The sequence below is a fragment of the Sphingomonas parva (ex Maeng et al. 2020) genome, from assembly GCF_004564275.1.
Classification (GTDB): domain Bacteria; phylum Pseudomonadota; class Alphaproteobacteria; order Sphingomonadales; family Sphingomonadaceae; genus Allosphingosinicella; species Allosphingosinicella parva.
Genome location: NZ_SPDV01000001.1, coordinates 112,762 through 133,485 on the forward strand (window position 1 = coordinate 112,762; position 20,724 = coordinate 133,485).

A 20,724-nucleotide genomic window follows, 5' to 3' on the forward strand; every position below is an offset into this window, starting at 1 on the left:
CCCCTCGGGGCGAGGACATCGAAGGTCAGATCCAGCCTATGCCCCGCCGCACCGACATTTCCTCGATCCTGATCATCGGCGCCGGGCCGATCGTCATCGGCCAGGCCTCCGAGTTCGATTATTCGGGCACCCAGGCGGTGAAGGCGCTGCGCGAGGAAGGCTATCGCATCGTCCTGGTGAACTCGAATCCGGCGACGATCATGACCGATCCCGAGCTGGCCGACGCCACCTATGTCGAGCCGATCACGCCCGAGTTCGTCGCGAAGATCATCGAGAAAGAGCGGCCGGACGCGGTGCTGCCGACGATGGGCGGGCAGACCGCGCTCAACACCGCGCTCGCGCTCTTCAAGGACGGCACGCTCGAGAAATACGGCGTCAAGATGATCGGCGCCGACGCCGAGGCGATCGAGAAGGCCGAGGATCGCCTCAAGTTCCGCGAGGCAATGGACAAGATCGGGCTCGAGAGCCCGCGCTCCCAGATCGCCCATACGCTGGAAGAAGCGATCCGCGGGCTCGATCACGTCGGCCTGCCCGCGATCATCCGACCGAGCTTCACCCTCGGCGGCACCGGCGGCGGCATCGCCTACAATCGCGACGAGTTCGTCCAGATCGTCACCGGGGGCCTCGAGGCTTCGCCGACCACTGAGGTGCTGATCGAGGAATCGGTGCTCGGCTGGAAGGAATATGAGATGGAGGTCGTCCGCGATCGGAACGACAATGCCATCATCATCTGCTCGATCGAGAACATCGATCCGATGGGCATCCACACCGGCGACTCGATCACGGTCGCGCCGGCGCTGACGCTCACCGACAAGGAATATCAGATCATGCGCAACGCGAGCATCGCGTGCCTGCGTGAGATCGGCGTCGAGACCGGCGGTTCCAACGTCCAGTTCGCGGTCAACCCCAAGGACGGGCGCCTGGTCGTGATCGAGATGAACCCGCGCGTGTCGCGCTCCTCGGCGCTCGCGTCCAAGGCGACAGGCTTTCCGATCGCCAAGGTCGCCGCCAAGCTCGCCGTCGGCTATACGCTCGACGAGATCCAGAACGACATCACCGGATCGACGCCGGCGAGCTTCGAACCGACGATCGATTATGTCGTCACGAAGATCCCGCGCTTCACCTTCGAGAAATTCAAGGGATCCGAGCCGCTCCTCTCCACCGCGATGAAGTCGGTCGGCGAGGTCATGGCGATCGGACGCTCGTTCCACGAGAGCCTGCAGAAGGCGCTGCGCAGCCTCGAGACCGGGCTGGTCGGCCTCGACGGGGTGAAGCCGCTCTACGGCGCGCCGCGCGTCGAGATCGAGGCAGCGCTCGCCCGACCGACGCCGGAGCGCCTGCTCAGCGCCGCCCAGGCGCTCCGCGAGGGTTTCACTGTCGAGGAGATCCACGCGATCACCCATTTCGACCCCTGGTTCCTCGAGCGCCTCCGCGAGATCGTCGAGGCCGAGCAGGGGATCGAGCAGGAGGGGCTTCCGCAGGATGCCGAGGGGATGCGCCGCCTGAAGGCGATGGGCTTCTCCGACAAGCGGCTGGCCGAGCTCGCCGTGCGCTCGGCGCACCTGCGCGACAGCGTCCTCGGCAAGGTGGCCGCCCGCAGCCATGGCCTGATCCACGACACGGTGAAGGCGCTGACCGGCGCCACCACCGAGGACGAGGTCCGGGCGCTGCGCCACAAGCTCGGCGTGCGCCCGGTGTTCAAGCGCATCGACAGCGTCGCCGCCGAGTTCGAGGCGCGCACCGCCTACATGTACTCGACCTACGAGGCGCCGAGCTTCGGCGCGCCGGAGGACGAGAGCGAGCCGAGCGACCGCCGCAAGGTCGTGATCCTCGGCGGCGGCCCGAACCGGATCGGGCAGGGGATCGAGTTCGATTATTGCTGCTGCCACGCCTGCTACGCGCTGGACGAAGCGGGCTTCGAGACGATCATGATCAACTGCAATCCGGAAACGGTCTCGACCGACTATGACACGTCGGACCGGCTCTATTTCGAGCCGCTGACCGTCGAGGACGTGCTCGAGATTCTCGCGGTCGAGCAGTCGAGGGGGGAATTGGTCGGCGTGATCGTCCAGTTCGGCGGGCAGACCCCGCTGAAGCTCGCCGCCGCGCTCGCCAAGGCAGGCATCCCGATCCTCGGCACCTCGCCCGACGCGATCGACCTCGCCGAGGATCGCGAGCGCTTCGCCGCGCTGGTCGAGAGGCTCGGCCTTCGCCAGCCGGAAAACGGCATCGCGCGCAGCCGCGAGGAGGCGATCGCCGTCGCCGATCGCATCGGCTATCCGGTGCTGACCCGTCCGAGCTACGTACTCGGCGGGCGTGCGATGGAGATCGTCGACGGCCCCGCGCAGCTCGACGATTACATCGTCACGGCGGTTCAGGTGTCCGGCGACAGTCCGGTGCTGATCGACCAATATCTGCGCGACGCGATCGAGGTCGACGTCGACGCGATCTGCGACGGCAAGGACGTGGTCATCGCCGGGGTGATGCAGCATATCGAGGAGGCGGGCGTGCATTCGGGCGACAGCGCCTGCTCGCTGCCGCCATACAGTCTCGATCAGGAGATCGTCGACGAGATCGAGCGGCAGGCGAGGGCGCTCGCTCTGGCGCTCGGCGTCAAGGGCCTGATGAACGCCCAGTTCGCGGTGAAAGGCGGCAAGGTCTATCTGATCGAAGTCAATCCGCGCGCCAGCCGAACCGTGCCGTTCGTCGCCAAGACGATCGGCACGCCGATCGCCAAGATCGCGGCACGGGTGATGGCGGGCGAGCCGCTGATGCACTTCCTGCCGATCCATCGTGACGTGCCGCACATCGCGGTCAAGGAAGCGGTGTTCCCCTTCGCACGCTTTCCGGGAGTCGATCCGGTGCTCTCTCCGGAAATGAAGTCGACCGGTGAAGTCATTGGCATCGACAAGGATTTTGCGACGGCGTTCCTCAAATCGCAGCTCGGCGCCGGCGTGGTTCTGCCGACCGAAGGCACTCTGTTCGTGTCGGTGAAGGACAGCGACAAGGCTCTGGTCGCGCCGGCGGTGCGGGCGATGGCGGAGATGGGCTTCCACGTCATCGCGACCAGCGGCACCGCGGACTATCTGCGCGCGCAGGGAATCGAGATCACTCACGTCAACAAGGTGGCGCAGGGGCGGCCGCACATCGTCGACAAGATCAAGGACGGCGAGGTCGCGATCATCTTCAACACCACCGAAGGCTGGCAGAGCCACAAGGACAGCGCCTCGATCCGCGCCTCCGCGCTGATGGCCAAAGTCCCGTATTTCACGACGGCTGCGTCGAGCGTAGCGGTGGTTCGCTCCATTGCCGTGCTGCGTGAGCACAGCCTTGATGTTCGCTCCCTGCAGTCCTATTATCACACCTCCAGAGCGTGAACCTTCACACAATCGAAATTAGTCGGGCCGTCGTCAGCGTGGAGGCGGTCGAAAGCAGATTTTTGACGAAAGGCTGTATTATGGCGACGGTAGACAAGATGCCGATGCTGGCTGAGGGCTATGAGAAGCTCCAGAACGAAGTGCGGCACCTGAAAACCGTCGAGCGTCCGGCGATCATCGACGCGATCGAAGAGGCGCGCGGTCACGGTGATCTTTCCGAGAACGCCGAATATCATGCCGCCAAGGAACGCCAGGGCCAGGTCGAGGCGCAGATCGCCGACATCGAGGACCGGCTCAGCCGCGCGATGGTCATCGATCCGACGACGCTGTCGGGCGACAAGGTCGTGTTCGGCGCCACCGTCCATCTGCTCGACGAAAACGACAAGCCGGTGACCTATCAGATCGTCGGCCAGACCGAGGCGGATGCGAAGGTCGGCCGGATCTCGTATAATTCGCCGCTCGGCCGCGCCCTGATCGGCCGCAACGTCGGCGACGAGGTCGAGGTCTCGACGCCCTCGGGCGATCGCTATTACGCGATCGAGAAGATCGAGTTCATCTAAGGGCCTGGCGCGAGCGTGCGTCCGCCAGCCAGCTGGAACAATGCCAGGGTCACGCTCGGCATCGCCGCGGTGACGGCATTGGCGTGGCTCCTGGTCACGACCGTCGGCGCCGAGCTCGCCGCGACCTATTGGGGCGGGTTCATCCCGGCACGCGTTTCGGGAACGCTCGCGGGCGGGCCGCTCGCGCCGGTGTGGCTGACGCCGCTCACCGCGACGCTGGTCCATGCGGACATCCTTCACCTGGCCTTCAACCTGCTGATGCTGCTCTTCTGCGGCCGCGCGATCGAGCCGATCCTCGGCGCCAAAGGCGTGCTGATCCTCTATCTGGTCGGCGCCTATGCGGCCGCGGCGGCGCAGTTCGGCTGGTCTCCGGGCGAGCGCGCGCCGATGATCGGCGCGAGCGGCGCCGTCTCGGCCCTGCTCGGCGCCTATGCGATGTTCTTCGGCCGCCACCGGATCAAGGTCGCGAACAATGCGGCGGCGGTGGCGATCAACGCCCTCTGGCTGGCCGCGGCATGGATCGGCCTCCAGCTGCTGATCGGGTTCGCCAGCGCCGGAAGCGGCATCATGATCGCGATCGCCGCCCATATCGGCGGCTTCCTTGCCGGGCTGCTGCTCGCGCGGCCCCTGCTCATGCTTCGCTGGCGCGGCGCCTGACGAGCCCGGCCGCGCTCGCCCTCCGGCGGCGCGGGTTCAGGCGTTCAGACTGAAGGCGCGCGCCTCTCAGGCGCTGCCGAGCTCCGGCTCGAGCAGGCGGTGGAGGTGGACGACGACATATTTCATCTCGGCGTCGTCGACCGTGCGCTGGGCAGCGCTCCGCCAGGCGTCGAGCGCGGTGGCATAGTTCGGGAACACGCCGACGATGTCGATCGTCGCCAGATCGAAGTCGAGGCCCTGCGGGTCGCTGACCCGGCCTCCGAACACGAGATGCATCTTGCTCATGGCCCGTCCGCTTAGCGGACAATCCTTAGAAAACAAGCGTCCGCTTGGCGGACAATCCTTGGAGAACAACCGTTGGCTTGGCGGAAACTCCCCGGAAAACAGGCGGCCGCCTTGCGGACACGCCCCGGAAGAAGAGTGCTTCCGGGGCGGTCCTGGGCCTGCGTCAAGCAGCGCCGCTGCTGACGCTGCCGGCGGCTGCGCCGGCCGACGTCTTCACTGCGCCGACCGCGCGATCGGTGAACTCGCCGAGCCGGCGCTGCACCGCGTCGCGGCTGAGCCCGAGCTCGTCGATCTGCTCGCGTCCCGCGTCCTTGGCGGCGCGGACCGCCTCGCGGGCGGTGTCGTGGATCTTGCGGCCTGCGCTGCCGAGCAGGGCCTGCTCCCGCTTTGTTTTCGGCAGGACCGCGCCGGCGACGAGGCCGATCGCGAGGCCGCCGACGACCGCCGCCATCGGGTTGGTCTCGATCCCGGCGGCGGTGCGCTGGCCGGCGCTGCGCGCGGTCTCGCGGGCGCCCTGCAGCGCCGAGCCGGCACGCTCGCGCGCCGACTGGTACGCGGCGCTGGTCCGCTCGCGGGTGCTTTCATAGGCGTCGGCCGCGCTCTGACGGACTCCGGCGAGGCGGCCGCTGCCGCTCTGCTCGGTTCCGGTGCCGCCGTTGGTGCTGCTCTCGGTCGCGCGATTGTCGCTCATGCAGTAACTCCTTCGTCCTGATGCCTGGCGACGACGGGCGTCGTCAGGTCGTAATTGTCGCTCTTGGTGTCGAGACGGGTGGTGACCAGATCCTCATCGGGCTTCCTGGAGAACAGCCAGGACGCCGCGGACTTGAGGGGCGATCGCGCGAGGAACAGGGTGACGGCGCCGAGCGCCGCCGAGGCGACGACGGGCCGCGCCTTCACCGCTTGCACGGCATCGTCGGCAAGCCCGGTCGACCGGTCCTTGACGCCTTCCCAGGCATTGTTGGCGAGCGTCCCCGGCTTGAGCCGTTCCTGGAGCTCGCCCACCGTGCCCATCAGGCGCCGGCGCGACAGCTCCGCTTCGCGCCTGGCGCGGGTGATCTCGGCGGGGGTCACGAAAGATGCTCCCCGGCGGCAAGCGCTGCGCGTTCTTCCGCATCGCCCGACAGGGCTGCCATCTTCCCGATGCCGAAGCGGACCAGGAAGAAGCCGAGGATCCCCACCGCCACGAAGACGGCGAGACCGGCGAGGAGGGGGCCGATATGGAGCGCCAGCGCCATCGCGATGCAGACCAGCAAAGTGATCAGCGCCGCATTCACCAGGAACAAGGCCGCGACCAGAGCGATCGCGCCGTTTCTGGCCTTGGACACGCGATAGCTCGCGATCGCCTTGTAAAGCCCAATCTCGCTCCTGGCGAAATCCTTCGCCTGCTCGGTGGCGCGGCCGAACAGCTCGCCTATGGAGCTCTCGCCCACGTTCCCCACGCGCGCGTCCACGGTCAGGCTCCGTTGCCGGAGCCGGAGCCGCTCTTGCCGCCGCTGCCACTCTGACCGCCGGTCGCGTCATCGAACCCGGCCTTCACCACCCGGGCCAGCGCGAAGCCGACGACAGCGGCGACGCCGATCGCGACGCCGGGGCTCTTGCGTACCGCATCGCGGACGTTGCCGTAGATCTCGTCGACGTCCTTGCTGCGCAGCGTGTCGGCGAAGCCGGAGACCGCGTCGGACGCCTTGCGCGCATATTCCGCATAGTCGCCGCCCAGCCGGTCGTTGATCGAGTCGGCCGTGTCGGCGAACACCCGGGAGAGCTCCTCGAGCGCGTCGCTGGCGCGGGTCTTGCCGCTGTCGGCGAACTCGCGAACCCGGCCGCCTGCCTGATCGCGCAGCGCATAGGCCTGCCCGCGGAGCTGCTCGACGACGGTGCCGCCATCGGACGCGGTCGTGCCGCCGGTGCCGTCCCCGCCGCCGGCGATGAAGCCGCCGCCATCGCCCGCGCCGCTGCTCGTCGAGGCCGCGCCGCTGCCGCTACCGCCGCCGACGTCGCTTCCCGTTCCGTTGGTTTCCATGGCGCCGTTGATGATGTGGTCGGTCCCTTCGGGAAGCTCGTTTTCGCGAGGAGGCATGGTCCTGTTCTCCGCTCTGTTGAGATATAGGTCTTCAGCTGTCGAAACCGGCAAGGCGGGCCAGTCGTTCCGGCCCCGTGCGACGAAAGTTGCGTCCGCGGCGTCGTCCCGATAAGCGCCCGACCATCCATATAGTTCATGACGAGGCCGTAACAATGACCGCCATCCTAGACGTCCACGCCCGTCAGATCCTCGACAGCCGCGGCAATCCCACGGTGGAGGTGGAAGTGCTGCTGGAGGACGGAAGCATGGGCCGCGCCGCGGTGCCGTCCGGCGCCTCCACCGGCGCGCACGAGGCGGTCGAGAAAAGGGACGGGGACAAGAGCCGCTATCTCGGCAAGGGCGTCACCCAGGCGGTCGAGGCGGTGCGCGGCGAGATCTTCGAGGCGGTCACGGGCCGCGATGCCGAGGATCAGGCCGAGATCGACTCGCTGCTGATCGAGCTCGACGGCACCGAGAACAAGTCGCGGCTCGGCGCCAACGCGATCCTCGGCGTCAGCCTGGCCGTCGCCAAGGCGGCCGCCGACGCCCGCGGCCTGCCGCTCTATCGCTACGTCGGCGGCGTTGCCGCCCAGGTGCTGCCGGTGCCGATGATGAACATCGTCAACGGCGGCGCCCATGCCGACAATCCGATCGACTTTCAGGAATTCATGGTAATGCCGGTCGGCGCGGCCTCGCTCAGCGAGGCGGTGCGCTGCGGTGCGGAAATCTTCCACACGCTGAAGAAGCGGCTTCACGCGGCCGGCCTCGCCACCGCCGTCGGCGACGAGGGCGGCTTCGCGCCGAACCTCGCCTCGGCGCGGGCGGCGCTGGACTTCATCATGGAGTCGGTCGGCGAGGCGGGCTACAAGGTGGGCGACGACGTCGTGCTCGCGCTCGATTGCGCGGCGACCGAATATTTCCGCGACGGCGCTTATCATCTGGAAGGCGAGGGGCGGGTGCTCTCGCCGGCCGAGATGGTCGGGTATCTCGCCGATCTCGCCCGCGACTATCCGATTCTCTCGATCGAGGACGGCATGGCCGAAGACGATCTGGAGGGTTGGAAGCTGCTCACCGATCGCATCGGCAACTCGGTCCAGCTGGTCGGCGACGATCTGTTCGTGACCAACCCCAAGCGGCTGTCGATGGGCATCGACCAGGGCCTCGCCAACTCGCTGCTGGTCAAGGTCAACCAGATCGGCACCCTGTCCGAGACGCTGGAGGCGGTGTCGACCGCGCAGCGCGCAGGCTATACGGCGGTGATGTCGCATCGCTCGGGCGAGACCGAGGACACGACGATCGCCGATCTCGCGGTCGCCACCAATTGCGGTCAGATCAAGACCGGCAGCCTCGCACGCTCCGACCGGCTCGCCAAGTACAACCAGCTGATCCGCATCGAGGAAGAGCTCGGCATGTCGGCCCATTATGCCGGCCGCGGGATCTTCCGTTCGCGCGCCGGCTGACCCCTGTTTCGCGCTGCGGGCCCGTCGGTCGGGCCCGCAGGCGGCGTCGGCGGCCGCAAACCGTCGGTATTTTCCCGTAGAGGACAGCAAAAAGCTTGATTCGCAGGCCTTTTCCTGATTCTGTGAAGCCATGAAGTCGGTGGGGCGAAATACGTTCGAAACGATCAGGCGTGCAGCGCTTCCGGCGCTGGCGATCCTTATCATCGCCAACTTCCTCGGCTACGCCGTCATCGGCGCCAACGGCATCCTCAGCTGGGGCGATTATCGCCGGCTGAAGCAGGAGCGCCAGGTCGAGCTCGCGCAGCTCCAGGTCGAGCGGGAGCGGCTCCAGCACCGTTCCGAGCTGCTCAATCCGCGCAGCGCCGATCCCGATCTGGTTGACGAGATGGTTCGCGGCCAGCTCGGCGTGATCCGCCCCGACGAAGTCATCATCCCCATCGAGCAGTGAGACCCGCCCTCTGCCGCTCGGCAGGGGGCCCGCGATCGTGCTTTTGTTGCCCGGCCGAGCCGGCGCGCGCCGTCGCCGTAGCGGAAGCGGGCGGCACAAGTTGCGCGGCGGCACGTTTGCCGCCATAGAGCCCGCACCAGAGTGACCCCCCGAAGCACAGGATAGCTCCACAGTGGCCAAGGCAGCAAAGCGCGCCAGCGAAGAGATCGGTTCACCACCCCCGCCCACCCACAACCGCGAACGCCCGCCAGAGCCGCAGCGCCACCAGGCGTCGCGCGAGGAACTGCTCGAATATTATCGGCAGATGCTGCTCATCCGCCGGTTCGAGGAGCGCGCCGGCCAGCTCTACGGGCTCGGCCTGATCGGGGGCTTCTGCCACCTCTACATCGGCCAGGAGGCGGTCGCCGTCGGCCTGCAGTCGGCGATGGAGCCGGGCAAGGATTCGGTGATCACCGGCTACCGCGACCACGGCCACATGCTCGCTTACGGTATCGATCCGCGGGTGATCATGGCCGAGCTCACCGGCCGCGCCGCCGGCATCTCGCGCGGCAAGGGCGGCTCGATGCACATGTTCAGCGTCGAGCATAAGTTCTACGGCGGCCACGGCATCGTCGGCGCCCAGGTCAGCCTCGGCACCGGTCTTGCGTTCAAGCACAAATATTCCGGCGACGGCGGCGTCTGCCTCGCCTATTTCGGCGACGGCGCGGCCAACCAGGGCCAGGTCTACGAGAGCTTCAACATGGCGGAGCTCTGGAAGCTGCCGATGATCTACGTCATCGAGAACAACCAATACGCCATGGGCACCAGCGTCAACCGCGCCTCGGCCGAGGATCAGCTCTATCGCCGCGGCGAGAGCTTCCGCATCCCCGGGATCCAGGTCGACGGCATGGACGTCCTCGCCGTGCGCGGCGCCGCGACCACCGCGCTCGACTGGGTGCGCAGCGGCAAGGGCCCGATCCTGCTCGAGCTCAAGACCTATCGCTACCGCGGCCACTCGATGTCCGATCCGGCCAAGTACCGCTCGCGCGAGGAGGTCCAGTCGGTCCGCGAGAAATCCGATCCGATCGAGGCGGTGAAGCGCGAGCTCGCCGCTGCCGGGGTCTCGGAGGACGAGCTCAAGAAGATCGATACCGAAATCAAGCGGATCGTCACCGAATCCGCGGACTTCGCCGAGCAGAGCCCGGAGCCGGACGCTGCCGAACTCTACACCGACGTACTGGTAGAGACCTACTGATGCCGATCGAATTGAAGATGCCCGCCCTCTCCCCGACGATGGAGGAGGGCACGCTCGCCAAATGGCTGGTGAAGGAGGGCGACACCGTCACCTCCGGAACCATCCTCGCCGAGATCGAAACCGACAAGGCGACGATGGAGTTCGAGGCGGTGGACGAAGGCGTCGTCGCCAAGATCCTGGTCGCCGAAGGCACGGACGAGGTGAAGGTCGGAACCGTGATCGCGGTGCTCGCCGGCGAAGGCGAGGATGCTGCCGGAGTCGCCGGCGCCGCCCATGACGGTGCGGGCGCGGCCGAGGCGATCGCGGCGTCGCCGGCCGAGGAGGCGCAGGCCCAGCAGGCGACCGTCGCCGCACGGCCCAAGCAGGAGGCCGCGCCGGCGAGCCTCCGCGTCGAGCCGGAAGTGCCGGAAGGGACCGAAATGATCCGGCAGACCGTCCGCGAGGCGCTTCGCGACGCCATGGCCGAGGAGATGCGCTCCGACGACCGCGTCTTCGTGATGGGCGAGGAAGTCGCCGAATATCAGGGCGCGTACAAGGTCACCCAGGGGCTGCTCGACGAGTTCGGGGCGCGCCGCGTGATCGACACGCCGATCACCGAATATGGCTTCGCCGGCGTCGGCACGGGCGCGGCGATGGGCGGCCTTCGCCCGATCATCGAGTTCATGACGTTCAACTTCGCCATGCAGGCGATCGATCACATCATCAACTCGGCGGCCAAGACCAACTACATGTCGGGCGGACAGATGCGCTGCCCGATCGTGTTCCGCGGCCCGAACGGCGCCGCGGCGCGGGTCGGCGCGCAGCACAGCCAGAATTACGGACCCTGGTACGCCAGTGTCCCGGGGCTGATCGTGATCGCGCCCTACACCGCGGCTGACGCCAAGGGCCTGCTCAAGGCGGCGATCCGCTCCGAAGACCCGGTTGTCTTCCTCGAGAACGAACTGCTCTACGGCCAGAGCTTCGACGTTCCCAAGCTCGACGATTACGTCCTCCCGATCGGCAAGGCGCGAGTCGCGCGCGAGGGTAAGGACGTGACCCTGGTCAGCTATTCTATCGGCGTCGGGGTCGCGCTCGACGCGGCGACCAAGCTCGCGGAGCAGGGCATCGAGGCGGAGGTCATCGACCTTCGCACCCTGCGTCCGCTCGACAAGGAGACGGTGCTTCGCTCGCTCGCCAAGACCAACCGGATGGTCTGCGTCGAGGAGGGCTGGCCGGTCTGCTCGATCTCCTCGGAGATCATGGCGACCGCCATGGAGGAAGGGTTCGACGATCTCGATGCCCCGGTGCTCCGCGTCACCGACGAGGACGTCCCGCTTCCTTACGCGGCCAATCTCGAGCGCATGGCGCTGATCGACGTCGACAAGGTCGTCGCGGCGGCGCGGAAGGTCTGCTACCGCTGAGAATGCCCGTTCGAAGCTGAACGGGCTTACCGGACGAAGGGGCGGCGCGATGCGTCGCCCCGACGTCTTTCTGGCGTCGGAACGGACCATGGCTGACCTCGACCGCGACCGGCTGCTTGCGCTGAGCTACATCGCCCTGCCGGAGCGGCTGGCGGTCGAGGCGCTGTGGCGGCTCGATCTGGCCCTGGGCGCTGTGCTGGCTGGCGGCCGCGATGCGATGCTGAGCCGGATCAAGCTCGCCTGGTGGCGGGAATCGCTCGAAAGGCTCGACCGCGAGCCTCCACCGGCCGAGCCGGCGCTCCAGGCTGCCGCGGAGCATCTCCTCCCGCGCGGCCTCAGCGGCGCCGAGCTCTCCGCGATGGAGGGCGGGTGGGCTGCGCTGCTCGACCCGGAGGTGCTGGGGGACGAGGAGATCGAACTTTATGCCGCCGAGCGCGGCGGACGGCTGTTCGGCTACAGCGCCCGCCTGCTCGGCGTCGGGGATTGGCAGGCCGCCCAGATTGCGGGCGAAGCCTGGGCGCTGGTCGATCTCGCGCGGCACAGCGCCAATCAGCCGGACGCCGAGACCGCGCTCGCCGCCGCCAGAACGCGGTTCACCGCCGAGCGCTGGCCATCGCGCCTGCGCCCGCTCGGAATGCTTGCTGCGCTCGCCCGCCGCGACGCGGAGGCGGAGCGGCGCTGGGAAGAGCCGGGCGCGCCGCGCCGGATGATGCGCATGCTGCGCCATCGCCTCACCGGGCGCTGAGCCGCGCACGAAGACGTGCGACCGAAATTGGTTTATCCTCGCGACTGAAGACGGACCTTTCGGGGTCCCATGCCGCTGCGGACGGGCGCCCGAGCCCTCCGATGCGGCCTCGGGCGGGAGAAATCCATGCTTCGCTTCGTCGTCGTTGCCGCGTCCGCACTTCTCTTCGTCCTCGCCGGCTTCTTTCTGTGGAAGGGCCGTGCGCAAGGTGACGATCCGATCCCCCGGCCGCCCGAAGCCGCCGCCGCCGCCGCGGCGTCTCCAGCCAAGGACGAGGAAGCGGCGCCATCCGGCAGCCCGCCGGCCGCGGCGGAGAAGAGCAGGGAGGAGAAGAGGTTCGGCCGTGCCGACAAGGACAAGAACGGCCGCATCACGCTCGAGGAATTGTATCAGCCGCGCCGCAAGGCGTTCGCGAAGCTCGACGCCAACCGCGACGGGCGGCTGAGCTTCGAGGAATGGGCGACGAGCACGTCGGAGAAATTTGCCAAGGCGGATTCGGATCGCTCCGCCTGGCTCAGCCCTGCCGAATTCGCCTCCACCAAGCCGAAGACCAAGGCGCGGCCGAAGCCGGCCTGCAGCTGCTGAAGGCGCAGCCTCCAGCAGTCATTCCGGTGGGTCGGTGCCGTCCAGGCCGCGCGTATCCGGGCGGAAGCGATCGTGCCGCGGCAAATCGTCGCCGGGATCGAACCAGCCGATCCGGCTGGCCCAGAAGATGTGGAAGCCGGGCGCTACCGCCTCGGGCCGATCGAGAGTGGCGACGCTGAAATCGACCGTCTCGGGTTGATGGTCGACCTCCATGGTGAACGGGGTGCCGCACGCGCCGCAGAAACGGCGATAGCCGAAGCTGCTCGAGGCGAAGCGGCGCACGTTGTCTGCGCCCTGGGTGAAGACGAAATCCCCGTGCGGTACGCTGGCGAAGACCATGGCCGGCGCCCCGGAGTTCAGCTGGCAGGTGCGGCAATGGCACCAGCCCGTGTCGAATGGTGCGCTGGTCAGTTGGTATCGCACGGCGCCGCAGGCGCATCGTCCGGTCAGGGGCTCGGCCATGTCCCTGGCTAGGCCGCACGCGCGACCCGCGTCAATTGACTTGGTCTGGGGCCAACCCTACATCGCCAGCGAAGTTGCAAGGGGGGCGGCGAGCAGGCCGCGACTTGCGCCTGGTTCGCATTCAAGAAGATTAGGATCGCCCCATGTTTGGCGGATTTGCCAAAGCCATTTTCGGATCGTCCAACGACCGCTACGTTCGCTCGCTGCGCAAGATCGTCGACCGCATCAACGGCTTCGAGCCGACCATCTCCGCGATGACCGACGAGGAGCTGCGCAGCCAGACGGCGATCTTCCGCCAACGGCTCGCCGACGGCCAGGAGCTGGACGAACTGCTCCCGGAGGCGTTCGCGACCGTCCGCGAAGCCGCCAAGCGCGTGCTCGGCCAGCGGCATTACGACGTCCAGATGATCGGCGGCATCGTGCTCCATCGCGGCGAGATCGCCGAGATGCGGACCGGCGAGGGCAAAACGCTGGTGGCGACCCTCGCCACCTACCTCAACGCTCTCGAAGGGAAGGGCGTCCACGTCGTCACCGTGAACGACTATCTCGCCCGCCGCGATGCGGACTGGATGGGTCAGGTCTACCGCTTCCTCGGCATGACCGTCGGCGTGATCGTTCCCAACCTGACCGACCATCAGCGCCGGATGGCCTATGCCTCGGACATCACCTACGCCACGAACAACGAGCTCGGCTTCGACTATCTGCGCGACAACATGAAGTACGAGCGCACGGCGATGGTCCAGCGCCCCTTCAACTTCGCGATCGTCGACGAGGTCGATTCGATCCTGATCGACGAGGCGCGGACCCCGCTGATCATCTCGGGCCCTACCGACGACAAGTCCGAGCTCTATCTCTCCGTCGATGCTCTGGTGAAGACGCTCGATCCGGTAGATTACGAGGTCGATCAGAAGCAGCGCTCGGTCGTGCTCACCGAGGACGGTACCGAGAAAGCCGAGCGCATGCTTGAGGAAGCGGGCCTGCTCGTCGGCTCGAACCTCTACGATTTCGAGAACACGCTCGTCGTCCACCATCTGAACCAGGCGCTGCGCGCCAACGTCATGTTCAAGCGCGATACCGATTATATCGTGCAGGACGGCAAGGTGGTGATCATCGACGAGTTCACCGGCCGCAAGATGGAAGGGCGCCGCTGGTCCGAGGGCCTGCACCAGGCCGTCGAGGCCAAGGAAGGGGTCAACATCGAGCCCGAGAACCAGACGCTCGCCTCGATCACCTTCCAGAACTATTTCCGCCTCTACCCCAAGCTCGGCGGCATGACCGGTACCGCGGCCACCGAGGCGGCAGAATTCTACGACATCTACAAGATGAACGTCGTCACCATCCCGACCCATGTGCCGGTCCAGCGCGTCGACGACGACGAGTTCTACAAGAACCAGAACGACAAGTTCGCCGCGATCACCAAGGCGATCAAGGAGAAGCAGGCGACCGGCCAGCCGGTCCTCGTCGGCACCGTCTCGATCGAGAAATCGGAGCTGCTCGCCAAATACCTCCAGCAGGAAGGCGTGCCGCACGAGATCCTGAACGCCCTCTATCACGAGCGCGAGGCCCATATCGTCGCCCAGGCGGGCCGGCTCGGCGCCGTCACCATCGCCACCAACATGGCCGGCCGCGGGACCGACATCCAGCTCGGCGGCAACGTCGAGTTCCGGGTCAATGACGAGCTCGCCGAGATGGAGGAAGGGCCGGAGCGGGACGCCGCGATCGAGCGGATCACCCGCGAGGTCGCCGAGGAGAAGGAGCGGGTGCTCGCCGCCGGCGGCCTGTTCGTGCTCGGCACCGAGCGCCACGAGAGCCGCCGCATCGACAACCAGCTACGCGGCCGCTCGGGCCGCCAGGGCGATCCGGGCCTCAGCCGCTTCTACCTCTCGCTCGACGATGATCTGCTGCGCATCTTCGGGCCGCAGACGATGTTCGCGCGCCTGATGAACAAGAACCTGGAGGACGGCGAGGCGATCGTCAGCCCCTGGATCTCGAAGGCCATCGAGACCGCGCAGAAGAAGGTCGAGGCGCGCAATTACGACATCCGCAAGCAGGTCGTCGAATATGACGACGTGATGAACGATCAGCGCAAGGTGATCTACGAGCAGCGCGCCGACATTATGGACGCCGAGACGATCGGCGACGTGGTCGAGGACATGCGGGCCGAGACGGTCAACGCGATCGTCGGCGAGGCCTGCCCGCCGAACACCTATCCCGAGCAATGGGACATCGCGCACCTCAAGACCCGGCTCGCCGACGTCTTCGGTCTGGAGCCGCCGGTCGAGGCGTGGATGGAGGAAGAGGCGGTCGATCCGGAGACCTTCGTGCAGCGCGTCCAAGCACTCGCCGACGCCCAGATCGAGGAGAAGAAGGGGCAGATCCCGCCGGAGAGCTTCATCCAGGTCGAGAAGTCGATCCTGCTCCAGTCGCTCGATCATCACTGGAAAGAGCATCTCGCGATGCTCGACGCGCTACGCCAGGTTATCCACCTGCGGGCTTATGCGCAGAAGAAGCCGATCGACGAGTATAAGCGCGAGGCTTTCCAGCAGTTCGAGCGCATGCTGATCGCCATTCGCGAGGACGTCACCCGCACGCTCGCGCTGGCGACCTTCACGATGCAGCAGCCCGAGCCGCCGGCCTATCCGGAGTTCCCGGACCTGCCCGACTTCATCACCCATCATATCGATCCGCTGACCGGCGACGACGATACGGCGGACCTGGACGCTGCCAGCGGCAACGTGCTGTCGCGCCTGCCGCCGCTGCAGATCGAGCGGTCTGCGCTTCCGCAAGGCGTCGATGTGGCGGAGGCGCCGGTCAGCCGCAATGCGCCGTGCCCGTGCGGATCGGGGCTCAAGTTCAAACACTGTCACGGCCAGCTCGCCTGAGCCGAGCCTCCGGGCCAAGAAAAGGGGCCGGTGCGGACTGCCGCACCGGCCCTTCTTCGTGGCGCCAGGCGCCGATCAGGCGACCTTGAAGCCTTCCTTGTTCATCATCGCCGAGAGCTTGGAATTCTGCTCGTCCGAGAGGATGTTGCGGAACGCCGGGAAGACCTCGTTTTCCTCCATCCGCATGTGCTCCTCGAGCATCGAGCGGAAGTCGCGCACCCGCGCGAGCCATTCCGCGCTGTTCTTGGGCATGTTCTCGAGCTCGTAGAGGTAGGTCTTCACGTAGCCATGCTCGGCGGTGAGGGCGTCGGCGTCGTGGGCGCTGTTGGCCTGGCGCAGCGCCGGATAGATCACGTTCTCTTCCTCGATCGCATGCTTGGTGAGCGCGTATTTCAGCTTCATCAGCAGGTGCGAGCGCATCATCGTCTGGTTGTCGGCGGTCGCTTCGATCTTGTCGAAGATCGCCAGCGTCAGCGCGTGCTCCGTCTTCAGCGCGTCGAGCCAGTCGCCGGTCGCGCCGCTGCTCATCTGGACGAACAATTTGCGCCCGACGTTGGCGGCGATGCCGACCGCGGCGCCGGCCATGGCCGCGCCCACCAGCACGCCGGTATTGCCGCTGCCCCAACCGAAGGCGTTCTGATTTTCACCGCTGCTCCCGCGGCTCGACGACCGCGATTTGCTGCTGCCCTTTGTCTCGCTCTTGCTTGCCATTTGGTCCTCCTGGTGGATGTCCCGGCTGGAACCCGCAGCGCGCGGACAATGTTCCGGCTCCGGATCGTGATCGGGAAACCGGCAAGCGCCTGAAAGCGGGGCGAATTCGCGGAGGCGGGCAGGGAAGGCGGGGTGGGTCTGCGGCAGGCCGTTCGAGGCGAGCGCCCGTCCGGCGTCGGCGGCCTCGTCGCGCGCCCAGAGACGCCGCTGCGGTCTCCGGCCACGGTCCCCGTGCGACTTCACGCCGTGTTTGTGCAGGAACAAAAAAGCCCCGGAAAACCGGGGCGATTTCGAAAACACGGGGCTGAGTGCCTGGTGGCTCCGGCGGTAGGATTCGAACCTACGACCAACGGATTAACAGTCCGCTGCGCTACCGCTGCGCCACGCCGGAATGACCAAGCCTCAGCCCGTGGCGGGGCCTATGCCGCAACTTTTCCAGACGCGCAAGCGTCCCGGCCCCGGTTTTTTCAAGCGATGAACTGCTCCATCGTGATCCGTTCGTCGAGCGCATGGTCGGGATCGAACAGCAGGGTGAGCTCGATGCTGCGATCGACCGACACCGCCACCGTCTCCACCTCGCGCACCTCCAGCTGGTCGGCGACCGCCGAGACGGGACGCTTGGTCGGGTCGATCGCGCGGAACAGGATGCTGAATTCGTCGGGGATCAGCGCGCCGTGCCAGCGGCGGGGGCGGAACGGGCTGATCGGGGTCAGCGCGACGAGGTTAGAGCCGAGCGGCAGGATCGGGCCCTGGGCGGACAGATTGTAGGCGGTCGATCCTGCCGGTGTCGCCACCAGGACGCCGTCACAGACCAGTTGCGGGAGCACGACGCGATCGTTCACCGAAATCTCGATCCAGGCGGTCTGGCGCGTCTCGCGCAGCAGCGAGACCTCGTTGATCGCGGGGTGGACGATGCGCTCGCCATCGACGGTCACGGCTTCCATCCTGAGCGGCGCCACCTTGAAGGCGCGGGCGGCATCGACCCGCTCGCGCAGTCCTTCCACCTGCCATTCGTTCATCAGGAAGCCGACCGTGCCGAGATTCATGCCGAAGATCGGCAGGATGCGCCGACCCTTCAGCATGCCGTGCAGCGTGTGGAGCAGGAAACCGTCGCCGCCCAGGGCGATGATCTGCTCGGCCTCGGCCAGGGGCACGAAATTGTAGCTCCGGCGAAGCTCGGCCTCCGCCTGCTGCGCAGCCTCGGTATCCGAGGCGAGAAGGGCGGTGGGTCTTTCCGCGGCTGTCATCGCCCGTCTTGCTAGTGGGTGCGCCCTGCCACGGCAAGCCAGGTGTCCCAGAACGAATCGCCCGATCTAAACCGATTGTTGAGGGCCCGAGCCGAGAGTAGAGCAAGGCCCGATGGATCGGGGGGACAGGAGGTTGGGAATGCGGGCTGCGGGCGGTTCTGCGCCGCTGTACATCCTGTCCTTCCGCCACCGCGACGAGCTCACGGCCACCGCCGAACGCGCGGGCTGGCAGCCGATCGCCGCGCGGCGCGCCGACAATGCCGAGAGCCGCTTCATCTCCTCCGGCTCGGCGGTCTGCGTCGTCGATGCCCGCGGCGCGCTCGCCGAAGGCCAGGATGCGGTGCGTTCGCTCGCAGATCCGGTCGAAGCCAATGCCGCCGCCTTGCTCGTCCTCCTGTCGCGAACCGACGAGGACGCGCTCGAGGACCTGTTCGCGCGCGGCGCCACCCACTTCCTGGTCAGCCCGTTCAGCGAGCAGCAGTTCCTCCAGGCGGTCCAGTTCGCCCAGCGCCATGCCGAGCGGGTCGGCGGCGGCCGCCGCGGGCGTCGCCGCGACGCCGTTTCGGCGGACGGGGCGTCCTGGCGCTGGCAGCCCGGCTCCTCGACCGTCGAGCTCAGCCCGGCGCTTGCCCGCCGGGCCGGCCTGGGCGAGGAGCAGGGGCAGCGGATCAGCCTGATGGAGCTGTTCCGCAAGCTCGACGCCGACGGCCGCCGCGCGGCGCGGGGCGCGGTCGATCGCCTGCTCGCCACCGGCCAGTCGACGGCGTTCGCCCATTCCGACCTGGCGGCCGAGAGCGCAGGGGGCGGCACCCGGCTCGCGCATCATATGCGGGTGGACGATGCCGGCGTGGTCGGGCGGACCGAGGCCATTCTCGCGCCCGAGGGCGCCGCGGCGGCCTCGGGGCGCGATCCGCTGACCGGGCTGAGGAGCGCGCGCGAGGCGCGGAGCTGGATCGAGCGGCAGCTCGCGTCCGGCGCCGAGGGCCCGCAGCCGTCGCTCATCCTGCTGCTGCTCAGCGTCAGCCGGTTCGACGCGATCAACGCCGCCTTCGGGCGGGCGATCGGGGACGACGTGCTGCAGGCCGCCGCCCGCCGGATCGAGCGGTCGGTCGATCCGGATGGGCGGACCCGCCTGGTCGCCCGCATCGCCGGGGCGGAGTTCGCGGTGCTGCTCGGGGCGCCCGCCGGCCTCGCCGAGGGACGCTTCCTCGCCGGCCAATTGGTCGAGGCGACGGCGCGTCCGTTCATGTCGGGCGATCACGTCGTGACGCTCGGCAGCCGGATCGGCGTGGTTGCGGCCGAGCCGGGCGACGACGCCGCGAGCCTCCTCCGCCGCGGCAGCGCCGCCCTCGCCGAAGCCAAGGCGGCGGAGGCCGCGCCGATCCGCGTGCTCGATTCGGATGCCGCGAACGACAGCGCGCGCGGCGACCGGCTCGAGATCGACCTGCGGCGCGCGCTCGACCAGGACGAAATCGAGATCCTGTTCCAGCCGCAGATCGCGATCGCGACCGGACGCGTGGTCGGCGCCGAGGCCCTGGCCCGCTGGCGCCACCCGCAATTCGGCGAGCTCGGCGCCGTCACCCTGTTCAGCGTCGCCGAACGCTCCGATTACCTCGTCCAGCTCTCCGATCACGTCCAGCGCAAGGCGATCGCCTCCGCCGCCGCTTGGCCGGACGCGCTCTCCGCGCTTCGCCTCGCGGTCAACATCACCGCCGCCGACATCGTCCGCCCGAATTTCGCCGATCAGTTCGTTCGTCTCGTGACCGAGACGGGCTTTCCTGCCGAGCGGTTGACGGTCGAGGTGACCGAAGGGGGGCTGATCGAGGATCTCGGCGCCGCCGGCAATCTGCTCGCGGGCCTGCGCCAGCACGGCTTCCGGGTCGCGATCGACGATTTCGGCACCGGCTATTCGAGCCTCGCCTATCTCAAGGCCCTGCCGCTCGATTATCTCAAGATCGACAAGAAGCTGGTCGAGGACATCAGCGGCTCGCCGCGGGACCGCATCGTCGTGCGCAGCGTCATCGACATGGCGCGTTCACTCGGCCTCGGCGTCGTCGCCGAAGGGGTCGAAACCGAGGAGCAGCTCGCGCTGCTCGCGCGCGAAGGCTGCAACCTCTACCAGGGCTTCCTCTGCTCGCCGCCGGTCGACGTGGAATCCCTGGCGATGCTGGCGCGTCCCTGATGGCCGATGGGCCGCTCAACCTCAGCGGTCTGTGGATGGGGCGCTTTGCCTATCCTGCTGGAGCCGGGCCGACGACGCCGTTCCTCGCGCGGATCGAGGATGACGGCGGCGCGCTCTCCGGCACGATCATCGAGCCCAACACGATGGGCCTGTCGAGCGACAGTCTGGAGGCGGTGCTCCGCGGCAGCCGCACCGGAACTGTCATCGATTTCATCAAGGTCTATGACGGCGCGAGCGATGCCGCCCACGCCGTCGATTACGTCGGCCGCGTCTCGGGAGACGGCAATACGGTCAGCGGCGTATGGAGTCTCGTGCAGCTCGACGGCACCTTCGAGATGCACCGCGAGGCGGTGTGGGAAGAGCAGGAGGGGCAGGAAGCCGAGGTGGTGAGTCTCTAGACCCGAGTGCAATGATGATATAACATCACTGT

General features: G+C 67.6%; 20 protein-coding genes and 1 tRNA gene. 12 read left to right on the top strand and 9 right to left on the bottom strand.

Translation table 11 applies throughout. The features are described from left to right. Window positions 1-38: 38 nt before the first annotated feature. The 3 genes from carB (at window position 39) to E2493_RS00520 (ending at window position 4,594) form a co-directional block, all read left to right on the top strand. A complete protein-coding gene (carB, locus tag E2493_RS00510) occupies window positions 39-3,377 on the top strand; it encodes a carbamoyl-phosphate synthase large subunit (RefSeq protein WP_135082621.1) in 3,339 nt (1,112 codons plus the stop codon). A gap of 80 nt (window positions 3,378-3,457) precedes the next feature. After that, window positions 3,458-3,937 carry a transcription elongation factor GreA gene (gene greA / locus E2493_RS00515; protein ID WP_135082623.1) on the top strand — a complete coding sequence of 160 codons (480 nt, stop codon included), beginning with the start codon at window positions 3,458-3,460 and terminating at the stop codon, window positions 3,935-3,937. Window positions 3,938-3,952: 15 nt separating this feature from the next. Continuing rightward, on the top strand, window positions 3,953-4,594 hold the full coding sequence (locus E2493_RS00520) for a rhomboid family intramembrane serine protease (RefSeq protein WP_135082625.1): 642 nt from the start codon (window positions 3,953-3,955) through the stop codon (window positions 4,592-4,594). A 66-nt stretch (window positions 4,595-4,660) separates the two neighbouring features. Here E2493_RS00520 and E2493_RS00525 read toward each other — a convergent pair whose 3' ends face one another. From E2493_RS00525 to E2493_RS00545, 5 genes are all read right to left on the bottom strand, one after another. Then, window positions 4,661-4,879, bottom strand: coding sequence for a DUF4170 domain-containing protein (locus E2493_RS00525; RefSeq protein WP_135082627.1), 219 nt, complete (start codon window positions 4,877-4,879; stop codon window positions 4,661-4,663). Between the two features lie 163 nt (window positions 4,880-5,042). Then, window positions 5,043-5,570 (bottom strand): hypothetical protein, encoded by a 528-nt coding sequence (locus E2493_RS00530; protein WP_135082629.1) that lies wholly within the window; start codon window positions 5,568-5,570, stop codon window positions 5,043-5,045. Further along, on the bottom strand, window positions 5,567-5,950 hold the full coding sequence (locus E2493_RS00535) for a DUF3618 domain-containing protein (RefSeq protein ID WP_135082631.1): 384 nt from the start codon (window positions 5,948-5,950) through the stop codon (window positions 5,567-5,569). Before E2493_RS00535 ends, E2493_RS00530 begins: the two co-directional genes overlap by 4 nt. Beyond that, window positions 5,947-6,330: a phage holin family protein gene (locus E2493_RS00540; RefSeq protein WP_167737316.1), complete on the bottom strand. Its 384-nt coding sequence runs from the start codon at window positions 6,328-6,330 to the stop codon at window positions 5,947-5,949. The genes E2493_RS00535 and E2493_RS00540 overlap by 4 nt, the downstream gene beginning before the upstream one ends. 2 nt (window positions 6,331-6,332) lie before the next feature. Next, window positions 6,333-6,956: a hypothetical protein gene (locus E2493_RS00545; RefSeq protein ID WP_135082635.1), complete on the bottom strand. Its 624-nt coding sequence runs from the start codon at window positions 6,954-6,956 to the stop codon at window positions 6,333-6,335. A 155-nt stretch (window positions 6,957-7,111) separates the two neighbouring features. Here E2493_RS00545 and eno point away from each other — a divergent pair, with 155 nt between their 5' ends. The 6 genes from eno (at window position 7,112) to E2493_RS00575 (ending at window position 12,810) form a co-directional block, all read left to right on the top strand. After that, window positions 7,112-8,398: a phosphopyruvate hydratase gene (eno, locus tag E2493_RS00550; protein ID WP_135082637.1), complete on the top strand. Its 1,287-nt coding sequence runs from the start codon at window positions 7,112-7,114 to the stop codon at window positions 8,396-8,398. Window positions 8,399-8,528: 130 nt separating this feature from the next. Then, on the top strand, window positions 8,529-8,846 hold the full coding sequence (locus tag E2493_RS00555) for an FtsB family cell division protein (protein WP_135082639.1): 318 nt from the start codon (window positions 8,529-8,531) through the stop codon (window positions 8,844-8,846). A gap of 172 nt (window positions 8,847-9,018) precedes the next feature. After that, entirely contained in the window at window positions 9,019-10,080 is a 1,062-nt protein-coding gene (pdhA, locus tag E2493_RS00560) for a pyruvate dehydrogenase (acetyl-transferring) E1 component subunit alpha (protein ID WP_135082641.1), read from the top strand. Beyond that, entirely contained in the window at window positions 10,080-11,480 is a 1,401-nt protein-coding gene (locus E2493_RS00565) for a pyruvate dehydrogenase complex E1 component subunit beta (RefSeq protein WP_135082643.1), read from the top strand. The genes pdhA and E2493_RS00565 overlap by 1 nt, the downstream gene beginning before the upstream one ends. An 88-nt stretch (window positions 11,481-11,568) precedes the next feature. Continuing rightward, on the top strand, window positions 11,569-12,225 hold the full coding sequence (locus E2493_RS00570; RefSeq protein ID WP_135082645.1) for a squalene/phytoene synthase family protein: 657 nt from the start codon (window positions 11,569-11,571) through the stop codon (window positions 12,223-12,225). Between the two features lie 126 nt (window positions 12,226-12,351). Next, window positions 12,352-12,810 carry an EF-hand domain-containing protein gene (locus tag E2493_RS00575; protein WP_135082647.1) on the top strand — a complete coding sequence of 153 codons (459 nt, stop codon included), beginning with the start codon at window positions 12,352-12,354 and terminating at the stop codon, window positions 12,808-12,810. Window positions 12,811-12,828: 18 nt separating this feature from the next. On the opposite strand, the gene E2493_RS00580 is transcribed toward E2493_RS00575, so the two are convergent. Then, window positions 12,829-13,272 (bottom strand): GFA family protein, encoded by a 444-nt coding sequence (locus E2493_RS00580; RefSeq protein ID WP_135082649.1) that lies wholly within the window; start codon window positions 13,270-13,272, stop codon window positions 12,829-12,831. Window positions 13,273-13,415: 143 nt separating this feature from the next. Between E2493_RS00580 and secA the strand changes: the two genes are divergently transcribed. Continuing rightward, window positions 13,416-16,154, top strand: coding sequence for a preprotein translocase subunit SecA (secA, locus tag E2493_RS00585; protein WP_135082651.1), 2,739 nt, complete (start codon window positions 13,416-13,418; stop codon window positions 16,152-16,154). Window positions 16,155-16,229: 75 nt separating this feature from the next. Here secA and E2493_RS00590 read toward each other — a convergent pair whose 3' ends face one another. From E2493_RS00590 to E2493_RS00600, 3 genes are all read right to left on the bottom strand, one after another. Further along, complete coding sequence (locus tag E2493_RS00590) at window positions 16,230-16,865, bottom strand: hemerythrin domain-containing protein (RefSeq protein ID WP_135082653.1); 636 nt, start codon at window positions 16,863-16,865, stop codon at window positions 16,230-16,232. A 316-nt stretch (window positions 16,866-17,181) separates the two neighbouring features. Continuing rightward, a tRNA-Asn gene (locus tag E2493_RS00595) sits at window positions 17,182-17,256 on the bottom strand. Window positions 17,257-17,332: 76 nt separating this feature from the next. Further along, on the bottom strand, window positions 17,333-18,112 hold the full coding sequence (locus E2493_RS00600) for an NAD kinase (RefSeq protein WP_135082655.1): 780 nt from the start codon (window positions 18,110-18,112) through the stop codon (window positions 17,333-17,335). A 139-nt stretch (window positions 18,113-18,251) separates the two neighbouring features. On the opposite strand from E2493_RS00600, the gene E2493_RS00605 reads away from it, so the two are divergent. Further along, window positions 18,252-20,294, top strand: a complete 2,043-nt coding sequence (locus E2493_RS00605) for a putative bifunctional diguanylate cyclase/phosphodiesterase (protein WP_135082657.1) — start codon at window positions 18,252-18,254, stop codon at window positions 20,292-20,294. Continuing rightward, window positions 20,294-20,692, top strand: a complete 399-nt coding sequence (locus E2493_RS00610) for a hypothetical protein (protein ID WP_135082659.1) — start codon at window positions 20,294-20,296, stop codon at window positions 20,690-20,692. The genes E2493_RS00605 and E2493_RS00610 overlap by 1 nt, the downstream gene beginning before the upstream one ends. The last annotated feature ends 32 nt before the right edge of the window (window positions 20,693-20,724 follow it).